The sequence below is a fragment of the Viridibacillus sp. d25.2 genome (assembly GCF_055456015.2).
Genome location: NZ_CM196652.1, coordinates 2,356,777 through 2,375,430, shown reverse-complemented (window position 1 = coordinate 2,375,430; position 18,654 = coordinate 2,356,777). Strand labels below are relative to the sequence as shown.

The window sequence follows — 18,654 nt, the reverse complement described above, 5'->3', positions numbered from 1 at the left end:
TGAGCTCCTTTCAAAATGTATATCATCTTATTCTATGGTGTAGGTTTCATCTTAACAACTCTTGTGATTTCACCATCAGTATCAATATCAACTACAAATGAACCGTTAGAGTAGCGATCCGCTCCACGATAATTATCTTCATGTACTTGCTCTTGGACACCTTTTTCAGTTTCTAAAAGTAAAACATCGCCTTTATGAACATAAATGACTGTATAGACGCGATGTGGATTCTTTTTCAGTTCACGCACTGTTACGACGCCACGTTTTGGACGACCGCTCACTTCAATTTCAGAGACAGCCATTTTCTTCACAGCACCACGATGTGTAACAAGCATTAAATCACCATTATCATTTTCTGGAATGACATTTGCTGCCACAATATAATCTTCTTCTTTTAAGTTTATGGCTTTAACTCCAGCTGTTTTAACACCTGTAACTGGTACATCTTCCATTGGGAATCGAACGGAATAACTAAAATGTGTAGTCAAAATGACTTCATCCGTAATCGCTACGAGATCAGCATAAATTACTTCGTCATCTTTTTTGACGTTCATTGTTTTAATTGGTTTTGAATAACGTTGTACGACGTATTCATTCAATGGCGAGCGCTTAATTTGTCCACCTTTAGTGATTGTCATTACAAATACATCTGGCTCAAATGTTTCTACCCCTCGAGCATTGATGATTTCTTCATCTGAATCAATTGGTACAATACTTGAAATGTGTTGACCTAAGTCTTTCCAACGAATGTCTGGTAGCTCATGTACTGGCTGATAAATATAATGGCCTTTGCTTGTAAATAGTAGTAGATGCTGTTGCGTATTAATTTGAGATTCGAACAATAGATGGTCGGAATCTTTCATCGCAAAGTCTTTACCATTCGAAGCATTGTAAGATCGTTGACTAGTACGTTTTACATACCCGTCTTTTGTAACTGTCACTACGACATCTTCACTTGGAATTAAAACTTCTATGTTCAGTTTTATTTCTTCGATTTCAGCCTCAATAATTGAGCGACGTGGTTCAGCAAAACGTTTACGTACATCTTGTAATTCTTTTCTGATGACACTTATTAGTTTTGCTTCACTTTCTAATATACTTTGTAATTCAGTAATTTTCCCTTTTAGCTCTTCTTCTTCCTCACGTAGTTCCGTAATATCGGTATTCGTTAAACGATATAGCTGTAATGAAACAATTGCTTCAGCTTGAATTTCAGTGAAGTTGAATTTTAACATCAAGTTGTTTTTAGCATCTCTTTTATCTTTTGACTGACGGATTGTATGAATAACTTCATCTAAAATCGATAATGCCTTCATTAATCCTTCTACGATATGCAGGCGATCTTTCGCTTTTTTCAAGTCAAATAGAGAACGTCTTGTTACTACTTCTTTTTGGTGATCGATATATGCATCTAATAGTAATGGCAATGTCATCATCGTTGGACGACGTTTATAAATCGCAATCATATTAAAGTTATACGTAATTTGAAGGTCAGTGTTTTTATATAAATATTGCAGAATTGGCTTCCCTGGGACTTCTTTTTTTAGTTCAATGACCACACGTAAACCTGTACGATCTGATTCGTCACGTACTTCCGCAATCCCCTCAAGACGTTTATCTAAACGCATTTCGTCAATTTTCTTCACTAAGTTTGCTTTATTGACGTCATAAGGTATTTCAGTGACAACGATTTGTTCTTTACCACCTTTAAGCGTTTCAATTTCGGCCTTTGCACGGACGATAATTTTCCCTCTTCCTGTTTCATATGCTTTTTTAATACCTTCCACACCTTGGATAATACCGCCGGTTGGAAAATCTGGACCTTTTATAACGGTCATAAGCTCATCAACAGTAGCATTTGGGTTTTTCATACGCATTAAAACAGCATCTAATACTTCGTGTAATGCATGTGGTGGAATATCCGTTGCATAACCTGCGGAAATCCCTGTAGAGCCATTAACAAGTAGATTTGGGAATCTAGCAGGTAATACAGTCGGCTCCATATCTTGGTCATCAAAGTTTGGTACAAGATCGACTGTCTCTTTCTGAATATCACGAAGCATCTCAGCTGCGATAGCAGAAAGGCGTGCTTCAGTATAACGCATTGCTGCCGCTGAATCACCGTCGACAGAACCGTTATTACCATGCATTTCTATTAGCATATGGCGCGCTTTCCAGTCTTGACTCATACGTACCATAGCTTCATAAACAGAACTATCACCATGTGGATGATAGTTACCGATTACATTACCGACTGTTTTTGCTGATTTACGGAAGGGTTTATCGTGTGTATTACCCCCCATAAACATTGCATATAATATACGGCGCTGAACTGGTTTTAAACCGTCTCGAGCATCTGGTAAGGCACGATCTTGAATGATGTACTTACTGTATCGACCAAACCGATCGCCGATGACTTCTTCTAGTGGTAAATCTTGAAAACTTTCGGTCTGTGTCATACTAAGTCCTCCTCATTTTGAATGAATTCATTGTCAAGAATATTGGAGTCTTCTTCTAGACCAAAATCAACGTTTGATTCTATCCATTTACGACGTGGTTCTACTTTATCGCCCATTAGCGTTGTAACACGGCGTTCAGCTCGAGCACCGTCGTCGATTTTAACACGGATTAATGTTCTTGTTTCTGGATTCATTGTTGTATCCCATAATTGGTCGGCATTCATCTCACCGAGACCTTTATAGCGTTGTAAAATATAGCCTTTACCAATTTTATCAATCGCTTGTTGTAAATCTTTTTCAGTCCAAGCATATTCCAACACTTCTTTTTTACCTACACCTTTTGAAACTTTATAAAGCGGAGGCAGTGCGATATAGACTTTACCCGCTTCAATTAGTGGTTTCATATAGCGATAAAAGAAAGTTAATAATAGGACTTGGATATGTGCACCATCGGTATCGGCATCGGTCATGATGATGACTTTATCATATGCAGCATCTTCAATAGTGAAGTCAGCACCTACTCCTGCTCCAACTGCATGAATAATCGTAGCGATTTCTTCATTTTTTAAGATATCTTGTAATTTTGCTTTTTCGGTGTTAATGACTTTACCGCGAAGAGGCAAAATGGCTTGGAATGAACGGTCACGGCCTTGTTTAGCTGAACCGCCTGCAGAATCACCTTCGACAAGATATAATTCGTTTTTAGCTGCGTTACGAGACTGTGCTGGAGTTAGCTTTCCAGACAATAGCGCACTAGATTTTTTGTTTTTCTTGCCGTTACGTGCGTCTTCACGTGCTTTACGCGCTGCTTCACGAACTTGTTGCGCACGAATTGCTTTACGTACAAGGGAAGCACTTAGCTCAGCGTTCTCCTCTAACACGTAAAGTAATTTCTCAGACACAACCGAATCGACGACACTTCTCGCTTCACTAGTACCTAGCTTCCCTTTCGTTTGTCCTTCAAACTGTAGCAAGTTTTCAGGAATTCGAACAGAAATAATAGCTGCTAAGCCTTCACGAATATCCGAGCCATCTAAGTTTTTGTCTTTCTCTTTTAATAAGCCGATTTTGCGTGCATATTCATTGAAAACACGTGTCATGGCTGCCTTGGCACCGGTTTCATGTGTGCCCCCGTCACGAGTACGAACGTTGTTAACGAATGATAAAATCGTTTCTGAGTAGCCGTCGTTGAATTGGAAAGCAAATTCGACTGCAATTTCGTCTTGTGTTCCTTCAACATACTTGACTGGGTGTAAAACGTCTTTTTCTTCGTTTAAGTAAGCAACGAATGCCTCGATACCGTTCTCGTAATGATACGTTTCATGATTGCCTGTTTGTTCTTCAATTAGCTCGATTTTTAAGCCTTTTAATAAAAAGGCAGATTCTCGTAACCGTTCAGCAAGAGTGTCAAAATTATACTTTGTCGCTGAAAATATAGTGGCATCTGGAAGGAAATGTATACACGTTCCCGATTCTTTTGTTGTACCTATTTTCTCTAATGTAGTAGCGGGTTTACCACCATTTTCAAAGCGCATTCTATATTTTGTGCCGTCACGATGAATAGTGACTTCAAGCCATGAGGATAATGCATTTACTACGGAAGCACCTACACCATGTAATCCTCCACTTGTTTTATAGCCACCTTGTCCAAATTTACCACCTGCATGCAGAATGGTAAAAATAACTTCCGGTGTTGGTTTACCTGTTTTGTGAGTACCTGTAGGCATGCCTCGACCGTAGTCACGTACACTTATACTTTGATCCTCGTGAATTTTCACAATGATATGTGAACCAAAGCCAGCTAATGCTTCATCGACTGCATTGTCGACAATTTCATAAACAAGGTGATGTAATCCTCGGCTATCAGTTGAACCAATATACATACCTGGACGTTTACGAACAGCTTCTAATCCTTCAAGTACTTGTATCGCATCATCATTGTAAGACATGACTGTTTGTTTATCTGTCAAAAAAATTCCCCCTAAATACAAACACCCGTTCCACTTAAAATTATATTACGCACTTTCTCTTTTACTGTCAACAAGAGGTAATTTAATTTCATATAGAGTTTATTGTACCAAACGTTGAATCTAAAGCAAAATAAGAATAAGATAATACTCTAAGAAGATGTGTATATTGTGTATCAATATAGTATTATGATAAACTATTAGTACCAACTACTAAAACAAGAAGGAGTTTTATATGAATATGATTCTATTAATCATCTTGACATACTTGATAGGTTCAATTCCTTCAGGTTTATGGATCGGTAAACTTTTTTATAAGACCGATATCCGCGAACACGGTAGCGGAAACTTAGGTGCTACGAATACCTTCCGAATTCTCGGAAAAAAAGCAGGTATTGTCGTAACACTTATGGATATCTTAAAAGGAACGATAGCGACGCTATTACCTTCACTCGCATACTTTGCTGATAGCGGCATTCATCCACTAGTTGCAGGTGCGCTTGCAGTTGTTGGTCATATGTTCCCTGTATTCGCAAAATTCCGTGGTGGTAAAGCGGTAGCCACATCAGCTGGTGTAGTATTAGGTTATCATTGGCCAATTTTCATCATCTTATTTATTGCATTCATACTTTGCTTAAAAGTATCCAAAATGGTCAGCTTTTCTTCTATGTTTGCTTCTGTAGTAGCTTTTGTTTATGCTATTATATATACGTTCTTTGAGCAAGACTATTTTTTATTAATCATCATTACAATCTTAGCGGCCTTTATTTTTTACAGACATCGTTCGAATATTATACGTATTAAATCAGGCACTGAGCCTAAGGTTAAATGGTTGTAAACTACAAGGAGTGTACACCGCATGAAAATTGTCGTATCAGATGAAGCACTAGAATGGTTTGAAAAAGAAATGGATATTGAAGACGGGGACCAAATTCGTTTTTATGCTCGTTATGGTGGCTCTAGCCCTTTCCATGAAGGTTTTTCACTTGGTATGAATCGTGAACAATCAATGAATCCTGCAGTTGAAGTTGAAAAAAATAATACAATTTTCTACATCGAAGAAGATGATTTGTGGTTTTTCGACAATCATGATCTTCATATCTTAGTGGACGAAACACTTAATGAGATTAAATATGATTACACAAAAAAAGCTATATAACAAATGAAAAGCATGGCGCTAAATGCGCCATGCTTTTGTTATGCATAAAAGCGATTGTACTGTTGAAATTGCCCTTCACTTAACAAAATCTGGCGTTCATAGTCACCAAAAAGATCGAAATGAGGGTAATGCTTATAATCGATCCACTCGGGCTTTAAACCATACTTCGCTCCCCATTCGATGAGTTTTTCGACGTCCGCACAACCTGCTTTTGTCACAGTTTTGCACCCCGGGAAACGCTCGTCCTTCCAATAATGTGTAAGAAAAGCGATTTCATGAGCTATCACGCGCTCTTTCCATAATTCAAGCTCAACTCTAGTGACCCCTAATGCCATTATACTTTTTTTCTTTCAATTTCTTTATATTTTTCATACCATTTAGGGTCTACTTTCCCTAAAGAAACAGGTCTAAAACTATCTTTTTTCACTAAAATATGTTCTGATGTTGCTGTAACCGCTACAGTGCCATCTTCATGAAGAACCTCATAGCCATATACTGTACGTAACTTCCCGTGGTTTTCAATCCAAGTTCGAACTGTCGCAATTTGACCATATCTCATCGCAGCTTTGTATTGAATGGAAATATCCATCACCGGCGATACATAACCATCCGCTTCAAGTTGGGTAGCTGAAAATCCTAAATCATGTATTAACTGTGTACGGCCCAATTCAAGCCAAATGATATAATTTGAGTGATATACTACACCCATTTGGTCTGTTTCCGCATAACGTATTTCTATCTCTTTATTACTAACAAACATTTAATTCACCTCATAACTCTATTATACAGAAATCTAGCTAAAATTACTCACAAAAGCTTTATATATAGCGCAATTCGACATCAAACTATTGAATTTATACATTGATATAATAACAGACAAAACCAAAAACTTTGTCTTTCATTATCGCTTACTAGCTTCTTTCGATGCTAATAAACCGATTGAATTGTTTTTCTTCCATACATTATTCCAATGTCTATGGGATACTGGACCTTCACCTGCATACGGTGCTATTTCCACTGTAATACCAGGCTGTTTCTGTGACATGATAAACCAATCAGCAGAAGATCCACTACCTTTTGCATACATAGATGGGACGATTGAATAGCCCGTTACACGACTAATTTGACGTGTTAACGCCAAATCACGCTTATAGTTAGTGCTATTTTGGAAGTTAAACCAGTATAAAATTTGGCCAGATGAGTGATATGAAATATCAGACTTAAATTTATGACGTTCAACGAAAGCTTTTAGTGCTTGCGCTTCAGGTTCTGAGAATACACGAGGACCTTTGTAACCTTTATAGGTTTTTGGAGTAAACGCTACGTACTTCCATTCACCATCGAAATTTCGATTTAAATCGACACCACGAGCATTAGCTTTCCAACGTTTATAATTCGAGCTTTTATTAATCTTCTTAATCAAGTTCTTATTTGCCATACTGTTAATACCATTCTGCACTAATGTGACACCGTCAGGGTTAATCATTGGTACAAACCAAATACTTGTTGTATCTAGAGTTTGACGTACATTATAACCAGCAAAGCTTGTCTTTTTGTTGTAGCTATAAGAGTAGTTATCAATCATTTCCATCACAACGTTAGTAGTCATATGCTCACGAGCATGAATGGCAGCATCTACTAAAATCTCTTTCTTACCATTACCCACTTTTAACGCATAGATTGCTCTACCTTCGACAGATTCACCGATTTTCTCTAAAGATGTAAATTCGGGATATAATTTAGCGAAAACCTTTACATAATAAGAATATGCCTTGTACGTGACGTTTTTTGTCGGATTCACGATGTTTTTATGATAGAAATTCGCTAAATCAACATATCCAGACTGACCTAAATATTCAATTATGCCATGGCCTTTAGATATACCTTTTAAATGTACAGTTTGCCCTTTGTTTAAAGAACCTATTTTGATACCATTCTGATCATATACAGCAGAAGCTTTTTCCGAATAAAGAGTGATTGGATACGTTGCTGATTTCAGCGTGGCTAATGATGCCACCTTCTTCGTAGGCATTGTACCACCTATTGGAACAGCGTATTGTTTGCCGCTCTTCTTGATGTAATGATACTTACTCGTTGTTTTTGTCGGTTTAAAAATAGCACCTGTTTTTAATGTACCAATTTTTTTAAATTTACTATTTGCGACAGTATATAATACTACTGACTTATTTATTATTTCGACTTTATCTGTTGTTTTGAACGATAAATCGACATCTTTGAATGCTATATAGCCGATTTGATCCCCTAAATTTAGTACAAAGTAGTTGTCGACAATATCGATTGTTTTAAACTTTATTGCTTGTAAACCACCTGCTAATACTGTCGAAGTATTGCTTGGTTGATTGTAAATTTTAAAGGTATTCTTAGTTGTAATACTTACTGACTTTTTCACTTCAGGTGTTACTACATCTAAGTTTGCTTCATTCAAGTTTTTACTTGCGATCCAATACGTACTTTGACCAATTGATAATTCATACCACTCTTCGGTATTTGTTCGATTTACGTGGTATATAGTTGATGAATCATTTAATTGTAACAAAGCTTTTGTAGTGTTATTTGGTTCGAATAGTAGACTTTCTGCTTTCACTGTTACATATGTATAAATAAGCTCTGGTGATACTACAATCGCTTTTTCTTTAATTGTTTCAGGATTTTTTGGTGTTTCTACAGATGATTGTTTATCTAGTTTTTCTGATTTATCTGATGTTTCTTCTATTGTAATTGCTTCTTGCGGTACAACTATCTCGCCTATCTCAGCTTCCTCAAAGCCCTCTTTATGTTGTTCTTCTACTGATGCTGCATGTACTGCGCTCATATAGGCAAAAGGCACATTAAAGGCAATTATGAAGGCAATTGAGTATGCTAAAAATTGAAGTAGTTTCTTTTTCATAAATCCCAATCGGTACACCTCTACTATTTTTTTATCAGATTGATTCAAAATATCATTTATTTTCCAACTTAAAACAAAAAATACATGTGTAGCATACAATTAAGATACGCTACACATGTATACAATGAAAGGTAAATCCTTAATGAATCAACCTAACTTATTTTGTTAATTTGTTACGAAGTACCATTTGTAGGATACCGCCGTTACGGTAGTAGTCTACTTCTACTTCTGAATCGAAACGTGCAAGAGCTTTGAATTCTTTAACAGAACCGTCTTCAGCTTTAGCAGTTACAGTTAAGATATCTTGAGGTTTAACACCTTCAGCGATATTAACTGAGATTTCTTCTTTACCAGTTAAGCCTAGAGATTCAGCGCTTTGTCCATCAACATATTGTAATGGAAGAACACCCATCATTACTAGGTTTGAACGGTGAATACGCTCATAAGATTCAGCGATAACTGTCTTAACGCCTAAAAGGTTTGTACCTTTAGCAGCCCAGTCACGTGAAGATCCCATACCGTAATCTTTTCCAGCAAGAACAGCTAAACCAGTACCGTTTTCAGCGTATTTCATAGCTGCATCATAAATGTACTCAACTTCGCCTGTTGGCCAGTAAGTAGTGTAACCACCTTCTGTACCAGGAGCTACTTGGTTACGGATACGGATGTTAGCGAAAGTACCGCGCATCATAACTTCGTGGTTACCACGACGAGAACCGTAAGAGTTGAAGTTACGTGGTTCTACACCGTTAGCACGTAAGTATTGACCAGCTGGTGTATCTTTACCGATCGCACCTGCAGGAGAGATGTGGTCAGTTGTGATAGAGTCACCGAACTTCGCAAGTACACGTAAGCCAGAAAGTCCTTTAATGTCTTCTGGTTTTGGCGCAAGGTTTTGGAAGAATGGTGGGTTTTGAATGTAAGTTGATTTTTCATCAAATGTGTATAGAGAATCAGTTGATGTTTCAATTTCATTCCATTTTTCGTTTTCGTCAAATACGCGTGCATATTCTTTTTGGAATAGGTCACGAGTTACAACTTTACCAAGAACATTGTTGATTTCTTCAGTAGTAGGCCAGATATCAGCGAAGAATACATCGTTGCCATCTTTATCTTTACCGAATGAATCATTTTGAAGATCTACATCTACAGTACCAGCTAATGCGTAAGCAACAACAAGTGGTGGTGATGCTAAGTAGTTAGCTTTAACTAGTGGGTGTACACGGCCTTCGAAGTTACGGTTACCTGAAAGTACAGAAGTTACGAATAAATCATTTGAAGTAATCGCTTCTTCGATTTCAGGAAGTAATGGACCTGAGTTACCGATACATGTAGTACAGCCGTAACCTACAGTGTTGAAACCGATTTCGTCCAAGTACGTTGTAAGACCAGAATCGTTTAGGTATCCAGTTACAACTTTTGAACCTGGTGCTAATGAAGTTTTAACCCATTTAGGAACAGTTAAACCTTTTTCAACAGCTTTTTTAGCTACTAAACCTGCAGCGATTAATACGTAAGGGTTAGATGTATTTGTACATGAAGTGATTGCAGCGATTGCTACAGCACCTGCAGGAATTTCTACATCGCCTTCAGCGAATTTAGCAGTTGAAGTTTTTTCGAATTCTTTTTCAGTTAAACCGAAACCTTGTACACCAGAAGGAGCTACTACTACTTCGTGGTAACGTTTTTTCATGTTTGAAAGTGGAATTAAATCTTGCGGACGTTTAGGACCTGATAAGTTAGGCTCGATATCAGCAAGGTTAATTTCTACAACGTCAGTGTAAACTGGTTCTAATTCAGGATCAAAGAACATGTTGTTTTCTTTTAAGTATGTTTCAACAACTTGGATGTGCTCTTCGTCACGACCAGTTAAACGCATATAGTTTAAAGATTCTTCGTCAATTGCGAAGTAACCACATGTAGCACCGTATTCAGGAGCCATGTTTGAAATTGTTGCACGGTCAGCTAGTGGTAATTGAGGGATTCCAGGACCGAAGAACTCAACAAATTTATTAACTACACCTTTAGCACGTAGAACTTGAGTTACTTTAAGAGCTAAGTCAGTAGCTGTAGTTCCGTTTGGAAGATCGCCTGTTAATTTAACACCGATTACTTCTGGAACTGGGAAGTATGAAGGTTGACCTAACATACCTGCTTCAGCTTCGATACCACCTACACCCCATCCAAGTACGCCGATACCGTTGATCATTGTAGTATGAGAGTCAGTTCCAACAACTGAATCTGGGAATGTTTCGAAAGTTCCGTCTGCATTTTCATTCACGTGTACAACTGGAGCTAAGTACTCTAGGTTAACTTGGTGAACGATACCTGTTGCAGGAGGTACAGCACGGAAATTATTGTAAGATGTTTGAGCCCATTTTAAGAAGTTATAACGCTCAGCGTTACGTTCAAATTCAAGGTCCATGTTAGCTTGTAAAGCTGTTGCAGTACCGTATTTGTCAACTTGTACTGAGTGGTCAATTACAAGGTCAACTGGAATTGCAGGGTTAATTTCGTTAGCGTCTCCGCCCATTTCTTTCATTGCAGAACGTAGAGATGCTAAGTCAACTACTACTGGTACACCAGTGAAATCTTGTAATACTACGCGTGATGGTTTGAAAGGAACTTCAGCATTAGGATCTACATCCGCGCCCCATTTTGCTAATTGATCAACATGATCCTCTTTGATTACATAGCCGTCGTATTGACGTAAAACAGATTCTAATAATACTTTGATTGAATAAGGAAGGCGTGATACTTTTGCGATACCAGCTTCTTCGATTGCAGCTAAACGGTAGAAGTTATACTGTTTACCATTTACGTCGAATGAAGCACGGCTGTTATGCAAGTTTTTGTTTGCCATAGGTTGGTTCCCCCTCTAAATTAACTAATGAAAAGGCTTTATAAATAGCTTCTTTTCTCCAACAACAATAATAAACTAAATTTGTTCATAAGTAAATTACATTAATATTATAGAATGTGATAAGTTTTATTTATGACCATTTCCGAATGCCATAAGCACTCTCGAAAATGTTGTTTTTTCATTTTAATACAGAATACATCAAATTTTACGAAATTAAATACATGTCTATATAACAACAAAAGACATGTTTTAGCTATTTTTAATTTGAATTTATTATTATTTCTTATTGTACTAAGAAACCCATTTAATATACTACCGTTTATTTTTTTGAAAAAGACCAAAACAAATGCCTGTAGGATCTACTAAGTATGCAAGAAAAAATTCATCAAACTCCATCTTATATACTGATATTTGCCATCCAAATACACTGGAATAAAATTAAGCTGCTTTTTCTGGTTCTTGACTGTTTAATTCAAAACCAACAACTTTACCCACTTTTAATCCCCTCTTTCAAAAAATCTATACTTATTTTTTTATACAATTCTCGATTCCCCAATAAAACTCCTTTTTTAAAACGGATCAGCTTACTTCAACAAAAAAACTGTATCTTCAATACAGTCTTTTTTATTTTATAATATATATAAATAGAGAAGACCGTTGTTTTCCGCTACGGTGGAAGCTTTCTGCGGGCGGGCGCCAAGTCGCTTCGTCCCTACGCTTCTGCAGGATCTTGGACTGTCCCTCTTTTCCCCCAAGAGTTGCCACCTTCGCTCCAATCAACAATACATGTAAAAGAGGATCTACAATAATCAAAATATAAACAAACAACCAGTATTTGAGCATTCTGAATGCCTTTTGTCGAAATACTGAACCCAGTAATTTCAATAATAGATATTGATTAACTTCAAACCACATTTCTTTTTAATTAACAATTTTCTACTATTATATAGGTTGCTTTTATAGGCCCGTACATCAGTCAAATGATTTTTCTTAATCACTTTTACCTGAACTATGCCCTATTTTCATACACATTTGTTTTATAGTATATTGTTCTGCTATAGGAATTAACTATCGTATTATTTAATTAGAGCATAGTATTCTTTTCTATAGCAGTTGTGTTAGCATCTCTTATTTGAATGATGGTAGAAGCAAACTTTGATAAATAATAAAATTGGGCAGCAGCGATGTGTTTTATATATAGACTAGCGAGGTCAATAAATAAACAACTATTAATTACATATTTTTCAAATAGTTACTTAATATGAAAAAAGATACTTAAAATCAAAGGATCGTAATCATCTACTCCCTATTTTGAGTAGCTTAGCATCTTAGATTGACTAAAAAACCGTCCAAACGGTACAATGACAATATAAAAAAGACCGTCTGGACGGTTTAATAATGGAGTTGAAAACATGGAATCAAAAGCGGAGGTTAAGCGCAAACATATTTTAAAATCTACTAAGGACTTTATTTTGGAAAACGATTTTAATTCGCTTACTTTAGATTCCGTTGCGAAGCAAGCTGGAATTAGCAAAGGTGGGTTATTGTACCACTTCCCAAATAAAGAAGCATTACTAATGGGATTAACACAGTATATTTTCGAAGACTTCTCTTCTCTATTTAATGAACATGCTAAGAATGACTCGAGAGAAAAAGGTAAATGGAGCCGTGCATTAATTGAAACGACAAAAGAGGACTTGAATCACAACGCTGAGTTAAATATAGGAATAATTGCTGCTTCTATGTTAAATCCAGATTTATCAAAAAGTATGTCTCAAAACTATCAGTATATGCAAAATCAAGTGGAGCAAGATAGTATAGACCCTGTAACAGCAACGATTATTCGCTTAGCAATAGATGGGCTTTACTACTCTGAACTGTTTAATATAGCCCCGTTAGATGAAGAGTTACGTGAAAATGTAATTCAAAAATTAATCAATATGACAAAGTAGGAGGAGTTCATCTTGAATCCTTATGTAATTTTGGCAGTAGCCATTGTTAGTGAAGTATTTGGTAGTTCTATGTTAAAAGTTTCAAATGGCTTTAAAAAGTTATTCCCTTCCATTGGAGTAATTTTAGGCATGTGTTTAGCTTTTTACTGCTTATCTTTATCACTTAAAACAATTCCACTAGGTACGGCATATGCAATATGGTCAGGGATAGGTACAGCCTTAACTGCATTAGTCGGTGTAATCGTTTATAAAGAAAATTTTAATTTAAAAAAAGCATTAGGATTAGTGCTAATCATTGGTGGAGTTGTTGTTTTGAAACTCTCAAGTGGTGGAGTTCATTAATCTTTAGTTAATCGGAGGTTATCGTATGAAAGGTTATATAGCTTTAGGGATATCCATAATAAGCGAAATATTTGGCACGACAATGTTGAAATTATCAGAAGGGTTTACTATTGTACTTCCTTCTATTGCGGTTATCATTGGCTTTGGATTAGCGTTTTATTGCTTATCACTATGCCTTAAAATAATTCCTTTAAGTCTTGCTTACGCTATTTGGGCAGGCGTAGGTACAGCTATAACAGCAGTAATTGGGATATTGTTATGGCAAGACCCATTTAGCATTCTGACATTCATTGGCATATTATTAATAATCGGAGGAGTAGTTTTATTAAATGCTTCCAACAACCCTGAAAAAGTAGAAGAACTTTCAAGTTAAAAGCTTGATGGATTCAGTATATTTTTTGTTATTTTATATATTTTGATTATTTAAGATCCTCTTTTATAGATGAAATATTCTTTGAGTATTAGTTTTTATGCCATTTTCAGACTTTGTTAATTTCAATAGTCGAGTTTCTTTTAATTCATAGAAACAAAAGTCATCATCGCCTGCAAGGACACTTTTTTAAGACTTTTTAAGGTTTCCACCGCAGGATGATTTTGACTTTGAGTACATTGTGGGACCTCAAAAGATTTGTTTATATTACATGTGGAGTTAATTGAAGCGGAGGTGACGACTCCTGCGGGAAATGCGGGACAGTCCAAGACCCTGCAGAAGCGTAGCGACGAAGCTCCTTGGCGCCCGCCCGCGGAAAGCGTCCACCGTAGCGGAAATTAACGGTCTTATCTATTTTTAAAAAAGTAAAAAGACCGTAGATAAATTCGAATTTCTTCGACTTTGTCTACAGTCTGAAAGGGATCTCGTCATCATTTTTCATAGCCTCAAAAGATTTGTTTATATTACATGTGGAGTTAATTGAAGCGGAGGTGACGACTCCTGCGGGAAATGCGGGACAGTCCAAGACCCTGCAGAAGCGTAGCGACGAAGCTCCTTGGCGCCCGCCCGCGGAAAGCGTCCACCGTGGCGGAAATTAACGGTCTTATCTATTTTTAAAAAAGTAAAAAGACCGTAGATAAATTCGAATTTCTTCGACTTTGTCTACAGTCTGAAAGGATCTCGTCATCATTTTTCATCGCCTCAAAAGATTTGTTTATATTACATGTGGAGTTAATTGAAGCGGAGGTGACGACTCCTGCGGGAAATGCGGGACAGTCCAAGACCCTGCAGAAGCGTAGCGACGAAGCGGCTTGGCGCCCGCCCGCGGAAAGCGTCCACCGTAGCGGAAATTAACGGTCTTATCATATATTTTACGTAGATAAACCCGAATTTCTTCGAGTTTATCTACATTCTGAACCATCAAGTTTAAAGCTTGATGGTTTTCTTTACTCTATATAAAGTTATTTCCAGATGAAAATAAATCGAGTTACGGTAATAGTCTTTTGCGTTCATCTAAACTTGGTAAATGGCAACTAGCTGGTGCTTTCATTAATTTATGACGATTACGAGCTATTAGACGATATATTGGATTACGTACAAACAGTGGAATAAGTTTAAAAATACCTAGTAAAGAAAATGGTGCTTTTAAATAAGGGAGTAAAAAAAATACAGCCTCTGTTTCTGTCATTATTCCCGAAGGACCTTTTACTACAACAGAATCTATGTTCTTAGTAAGATTGGGAGACAGTGTATTTCTAGCTGTTTCACCTTGTAATGGAGCAAAAAAAATGTCGTGATTCCTTTCATGTTTTAATACGAACTGTACTGTCCACTGGCAGAATCCACAATTACCGTCATAAAACAGAATTATATTTTGATGATTGGTCATTATTCTCCCCCCCCTTTTTCTCTATGAATTACTATTAATTATACATTATTTACTTCTTTCTTTTCAAAAAATCTAATCGAATTAGTAGAAGTTTCTTTCTTATCCTCTCCAAAATATGGTTCATACTGTCTGATTTATGTATAATATAAATAATGGTTTTTTATTCAAATAGAAGGTCGTTGTAGTAAATTAGAGGGGGATATTATGAGCAACTTAGCTTTATCAGGTGTTGGAAACTGGATTGGCATTCTTTCAGCAATATTCTATGTATTATGTTTTTACTTCACTTTAACTTTCTTTCAGCAGTTAAAATTGAATGATGATAGACTAATAAAACAAACGAAAATAGCAGCGTTTGTCTGTTTATTGGTGGCATTACTAGCTCCATCACTATATGAATTTTATGTGTACACTGAAATGATGAAATAAGTAAACAAAGGAGGTACCACACTTCAAATGTAGTACCTCCTTTAACGTAAGATTTTGCAAAACTTAGCGCTAACTTTTTGAGTCAAGCAAAGAATAAATATTAGTATCATATGGAACTCCATCTTGATACATATAATTTCTCAAAACTCCTTCATTTATAAATCCTAGTTTCTCCAACAACTTATTCGATGAATCGTTTTCCACAAAAACAACTGCACCAATGCGCTTTAAGCCTATTTCTTCGAAACCATAAGTAATAACTGCCTTTACAACTTCCGTCGCATATCCATTGCCCCAATGTTCTGGGGAAAGTGCGTAGCTTATATCTGCTCTCATATATTCGTGTGACCATTCTTGAAACCCGATTGTTCCAATAATACCATCTATACCTTTTCGTTCAATCCCCCATTTAACACCAACTTTTTTATTATAATTTATTGCAAAATTCCCGATAATTTGTTTCACCTGAACTACACTTGTTAGTGGACTTTGCCCATAATAACGTAGTACATCTGGATTAGAAAAACAATCTAATATAGCCTGTGCGTCAGCTTCAACAAGTTCTCTCAAAATTAACCGTTCTGTCTCTAATATTGGGAACATTACATTGCACCCCTTTTCAAGGATTTATAATAAAAATAGTTTTGATTAAAAGTAAGCAGTATTAAGTCGTCATAAATCACAAAAACTACCTAATGCCAAAATGGACACTAGATAGTTTAATAAACTTATTTAATACACTTTTCGAGTTGCTTCATATTTAGTAATTTGCTCATCATATTGGAAAGTTAATGAAATCTCATCCCAACCATTTAAAAGCATTTGTTTATAGTAAGGATCAATTTCAAAATTATATACTTTGCCATTTGCTGTGACAGTTTGGGCCTCTAAATTCACTTCTGTTTCAAGTGGCGAAGCTGCTCCAACTGCAAGTAATTCTTCTACTTCAGAAACAGGTAACTTAATTGGTAAAATACCATTCTTGAAGCAATTGTTGTGGAAAATATCCGCAAAACTTGGAGCAATGACTACGTTGAATCCATAGTCTAAAATCGCCCATGGTGCGTGCTCACGAGATGAGCCACATCCAAAGTTTTCGTGAGCTACTAAAATTTTAGAGCCTTTATATTTTGGTTGATTTAAAACGAAATCCTTAATCGGTTGATCATTTTGATCGAAACGCCAGTGATAGAAAACAAATTGACCAAAACCTGTACGTTCAATGCGTTTTAAAAATTCCTTAGAAATAATTTGGTCTGTATCGACATTTTTTCTGTTAAGTGGTGTTAGTATACTATTCACTATATTAATCGGTTCCATCCTCTACGCCTCCATTACACAGGTACATTTAAAATTTCGCGAACATCTACGAAATGTCCAGCGATTGCGGCCGCGGCTGCCATTTGTGGGCTTACAAGATGCGTACGAGAACCTGCACCTTGGCGGCCTTCGAAGTTACGATTAGATGTAGAAGCACATCTTTCTCCTGCTGGTACAACATCCTCATTCATTGCAAGACACATACTGCATCCTGATTCACGCCATTCAAATCCAGCTTCAATAAAGATTTTATCTAAACCTTCCTCTTCCGCTTGTTTTTTAACTGAGAATGATCCAGGTACTACGATTGCTCGGACGTTTTCATTTACTTTTTTACCTTCAATAACTGCTGCTGCAGAGCGTAAATCATGTAGACGAGAATTTGTACATGAACCGATGAAGACATGCTGGATTGCGATATCAGTTAGAGGTGTACCCTCTTTTAAATCCATATATTGTAGTGCTTTTTTAAGTGCCTGTTTATCTGATTCTTCTTCAAAATCTGCTGCAAATGGAACATGATTCGAAATACCCGAACCCATTGAAGGATTTGTACCCCAAGTTACAAAAGGCTCGATTTCATATGAATCAATTTCCAGAATGCGATCATATGTAGCATCAGAATCCGAAGCTAAAGATAGCCAATACTTAGCAGCTTCATCAAATGCTTTTTCTTGTGGTGCATTTCGACGCCCTCTAATGTAATCAACTGTTATCTGATCTGGACTGATTAAACCTGCTTTTGCTCCTGCTTCAATTGACATATTACAAATCGTCATGCGTTCTTCCATCGATAATTTATGAATAGCATCGCCAGTGAATTCAACGATATGCCCAGTACCTACATCAATACCAAACTTCGCAATAATTGCAAGAATAATATCTTTCGCAGTTACGCCAAAACCAAGTTCACCTTTAACACGGATTTCCATTGTTTTTGGTTTATTTTGCCATAAGGTCTGTGTAGATAATACATGTTCCACTTCACTCGTACCAATACCAAATGCAATTGCACCGAATGCACCGTGAGTAGAAGTATGTGAATCACCACAAACAATTGTTTTACCTGGTTGTGTTAATCCAAGTTGTGGTCCAATTACATGAACAATTCCTTGATCAGGGTGACCCATATCTGCTAATTGAACGCCAAATTCAGCACAGTTTTCAGCTAATGTGTTAATTTGTTTTTTGGCAATTGGGTCATTGATAGTCGGTAAATTCTTTGTTGGCACATTATGATCCATTGTTGCAAAGCAAAGATCTGGACGACGTACTTTACGATTGTTCAAACGAAGCGCTTCAAACGCTTGTGGAGATGTTACTTCGTGAATTAAATGCAAGTCGATATAAAGCAAATCCGGTTTCCCATCCTCTTGATAAACGACATGTTGGTCCCATACTTTTTCGATTATATTTTTTGCCATATAATATCACC

At 36.7% G+C, this 18,654-nt stretch carries 16 protein-coding genes and 1 pseudogene; 6 read left to right on the top strand and 11 right to left on the bottom strand.

The features are described 5' to 3' along the window. Positions 1-32 precede the first annotated feature (32 nt). Together parC and parE are read right to left on the bottom strand one after the other, a co-directional pair. Positions 33-2,459 carry a DNA topoisomerase IV subunit A gene (gene parC / locus ACZLO7_RS11965; RefSeq protein ID WP_464940049.1) on the bottom strand — a complete coding sequence of 809 codons (2,427 nt, stop codon included), beginning with the start codon at positions 2,457-2,459 and terminating at the stop codon, positions 33-35. Then, positions 2,456-4,408: a DNA topoisomerase IV subunit B gene (gene parE / locus ACZLO7_RS11960; protein ID WP_464940063.1), complete on the bottom strand. Its 1,953-nt coding sequence runs from the start codon at positions 4,406-4,408 to the stop codon at positions 2,456-2,458. Before parE ends, parC begins: the two co-directional genes overlap by 4 nt. A 253-nt stretch (positions 4,409-4,661) precedes the next feature. Here parE and plsY point away from each other — a divergent pair, with 253 nt between their 5' ends. Both plsY and ACZLO7_RS11950 read left to right on the top strand, forming a co-directional pair. Further along, a complete protein-coding gene (gene plsY / locus ACZLO7_RS11955; protein ID WP_464940050.1) occupies positions 4,662-5,264 on the top strand; it encodes a glycerol-3-phosphate 1-O-acyltransferase PlsY in 603 nt (200 codons plus the stop codon). 21 nt (positions 5,265-5,285) lie between these two features. Continuing rightward, positions 5,286-5,585, top strand: a complete 300-nt coding sequence (locus ACZLO7_RS11950) for a HesB/YadR/YfhF family protein (RefSeq protein ID WP_464940051.1) — start codon at positions 5,286-5,288, stop codon at positions 5,583-5,585. A gap of 38 nt (positions 5,586-5,623) precedes the next feature. Here ACZLO7_RS11950 and ACZLO7_RS11945 read toward each other — a convergent pair whose 3' ends face one another. The 5 genes and pseudogenes from ACZLO7_RS11945 to ACZLO7_RS11925 form a co-directional block, all read right to left on the bottom strand. Continuing rightward, positions 5,624-5,920 (bottom strand): hypothetical protein, encoded by a 297-nt coding sequence (locus tag ACZLO7_RS11945; protein WP_464940052.1) that lies wholly within the window; start codon positions 5,918-5,920, stop codon positions 5,624-5,626. Next, positions 5,920-6,345: an acyl-CoA thioesterase gene (locus tag ACZLO7_RS11940; protein ID WP_464940053.1), complete on the bottom strand. Its 426-nt coding sequence runs from the start codon at positions 6,343-6,345 to the stop codon at positions 5,920-5,922. The genes ACZLO7_RS11945 and ACZLO7_RS11940 overlap by 1 nt, the downstream gene beginning before the upstream one ends. Positions 6,346-6,486: 141 nt before the next feature. Then, positions 6,487-8,493, bottom strand: a complete 2,007-nt coding sequence (locus tag ACZLO7_RS11935) for a M14 family zinc carboxypeptidase (RefSeq protein WP_464940064.1) — start codon at positions 8,491-8,493, stop codon at positions 6,487-6,489. Between the two features lie 157 nt (positions 8,494-8,650). Further along, complete coding sequence (gene acnA / locus ACZLO7_RS11930) at positions 8,651-11,356, bottom strand: aconitate hydratase AcnA (protein ID WP_464940054.1); 2,706 nt, start codon at positions 11,354-11,356, stop codon at positions 8,651-8,653. Between the two features lie 312 nt (positions 11,357-11,668). Next, positions 11,669-11,851: pseudogene (locus ACZLO7_RS11925) on the bottom strand (VOC family protein). A 917-nt stretch (positions 11,852-12,768) separates the two neighbouring features. Here ACZLO7_RS11925 and ACZLO7_RS11920 point away from each other — a divergent pair. Genes ACZLO7_RS11920 through ACZLO7_RS11910 form a run of 3 tightly spaced genes read left to right on the top strand, consistent with a single transcriptional unit; the run spans position 12,769 to position 14,023 of the window. Beyond that, a complete protein-coding gene (locus ACZLO7_RS11920; protein ID WP_464940055.1) occupies positions 12,769-13,308 on the top strand; it encodes a TetR/AcrR family transcriptional regulator in 540 nt (179 codons plus the stop codon). Positions 13,309-13,320: 12 nt separating this feature from the next. Then, positions 13,321-13,650: a DMT family transporter gene (locus tag ACZLO7_RS11915; RefSeq protein WP_464940056.1), complete on the top strand. Its 330-nt coding sequence runs from the start codon at positions 13,321-13,323 to the stop codon at positions 13,648-13,650. 25 nt (positions 13,651-13,675) lie between these two features. Beyond that, complete coding sequence (locus ACZLO7_RS11910; protein WP_464940057.1) at positions 13,676-14,023, top strand: DMT family transporter; 348 nt, start codon at positions 13,676-13,678, stop codon at positions 14,021-14,023. A 1,045-nt stretch (positions 14,024-15,068) separates the two neighbouring features. Here the strand turns inward: ACZLO7_RS11910 and ACZLO7_RS11905 are convergent. Then, positions 15,069-15,470 (bottom strand): thiol-disulfide oxidoreductase DCC family protein, encoded by a 402-nt coding sequence (locus ACZLO7_RS11905; protein ID WP_464939358.1) that lies wholly within the window; start codon positions 15,468-15,470, stop codon positions 15,069-15,071. A 204-nt stretch (positions 15,471-15,674) separates the two neighbouring features. Between ACZLO7_RS11905 and ACZLO7_RS11900 the strand changes: the two genes are divergently transcribed. Beyond that, complete coding sequence (locus tag ACZLO7_RS11900) at positions 15,675-15,899, top strand: hypothetical protein (RefSeq protein WP_464939357.1); 225 nt, start codon at positions 15,675-15,677, stop codon at positions 15,897-15,899. A gap of 69 nt (positions 15,900-15,968) precedes the next feature. Here the strand turns inward: ACZLO7_RS11900 and ACZLO7_RS11895 are convergent, their stop codons facing one another. The 3 genes from ACZLO7_RS11895 to leuC form a co-directional block, all read right to left on the bottom strand. After that, the gene (locus ACZLO7_RS11895; protein WP_464939356.1) at positions 15,969-16,502 is read right to left on the bottom strand and encodes a GNAT family N-acetyltransferase; all 534 of its coding nucleotides are present in this window, start codon (positions 16,500-16,502) and stop codon (positions 15,969-15,971) included. Positions 16,503-16,631: 129 nt separating this feature from the next. After that, positions 16,632-17,219 carry a 3-isopropylmalate dehydratase small subunit gene (gene leuD, locus ACZLO7_RS11890; RefSeq protein WP_464939355.1) on the bottom strand — a complete coding sequence of 196 codons (588 nt, stop codon included), beginning with the start codon at positions 17,217-17,219 and terminating at the stop codon, positions 16,632-16,634. A 14-nt stretch (positions 17,220-17,233) separates the two neighbouring features. Then, entirely contained in the window at positions 17,234-18,643 is a 1,410-nt protein-coding gene (gene leuC / locus ACZLO7_RS11885) for a 3-isopropylmalate dehydratase large subunit (protein WP_464939354.1), read from the bottom strand. Positions 18,644-18,654 lie beyond the last annotated feature (11 nt).

What these genes read in the sequence shown, in the direction of transcription:
- ACZLO7_RS11905 (WP_464939358.1), bottom strand. Translation starts at nt 15,470, where the DNA reads ATGACCAATCATCAAAATATAATTCTGTTTTATGACGGTAATTGTGGA.
- plsY (WP_464940050.1), top strand. Translation starts at nt 4,662, where the DNA reads ATGAATATGATTCTATTAATCATCTTGACATACTTGATAGGTTCAATT.
- parE (WP_464940063.1), bottom strand. Translation starts at nt 4,408, where the DNA reads ATGTCTTACAATGATGATGCGATACAAGTACTTGAAGGATTAGAAGCT.
- leuC (WP_464939354.1), bottom strand. Translation starts at nt 18,643, where the DNA reads ATGGCAAAAAATATAATCGAAAAAGTATGGGACCAACATGTCGTTTAT.
- ACZLO7_RS11910 (WP_464940057.1), top strand. Translation starts at nt 13,676, where the DNA reads ATGAAAGGTTATATAGCTTTAGGGATATCCATAATAAGCGAAATATTT.
- ACZLO7_RS11945 (WP_464940052.1), bottom strand. Translation starts at nt 5,920, where the DNA reads ATGGCATTAGGGGTCACTAGAGTTGAGCTTGAATTATGGAAAGAGCGC.
- ACZLO7_RS11935 (WP_464940064.1), bottom strand. Translation starts at nt 8,493, where the DNA reads ATGAAAAAGAAACTACTTCAATTTTTAGCATACTCAATTGCCTTCATA.
- parC (WP_464940049.1), bottom strand. Translation starts at nt 2,459, where the DNA reads ATGACACAGACCGAAAGTTTTCAAGATTTACCACTAGAAGAAGTCATC.
- acnA (WP_464940054.1), bottom strand. Translation starts at nt 11,356, where the DNA reads ATGGCAAACAAAAACTTGCATAACAGCCGTGCTTCATTCGACGTAAAT.
- ACZLO7_RS11950 (WP_464940051.1), top strand. Translation starts at nt 5,286, where the DNA reads ATGAAAATTGTCGTATCAGATGAAGCACTAGAATGGTTTGAAAAAGAA.
- ACZLO7_RS11940 (WP_464940053.1), bottom strand. Translation starts at nt 6,345, where the DNA reads ATGTTTGTTAGTAATAAAGAGATAGAAATACGTTATGCGGAAACAGAC.
- ACZLO7_RS11920 (WP_464940055.1), top strand. Translation starts at nt 12,769, where the DNA reads ATGGAATCAAAAGCGGAGGTTAAGCGCAAACATATTTTAAAATCTACT.
- leuD (WP_464939355.1), bottom strand. Translation starts at nt 17,219, where the DNA reads ATGGAACCGATTAATATAGTGAATAGTATACTAACACCACTTAACAGA.
- ACZLO7_RS11895 (WP_464939356.1), bottom strand. Translation starts at nt 16,502, where the DNA reads ATGTTCCCAATATTAGAGACAGAACGGTTAATTTTGAGAGAACTTGTT.
- ACZLO7_RS11900 (WP_464939357.1), top strand. Translation starts at nt 15,675, where the DNA reads ATGAGCAACTTAGCTTTATCAGGTGTTGGAAACTGGATTGGCATTCTT.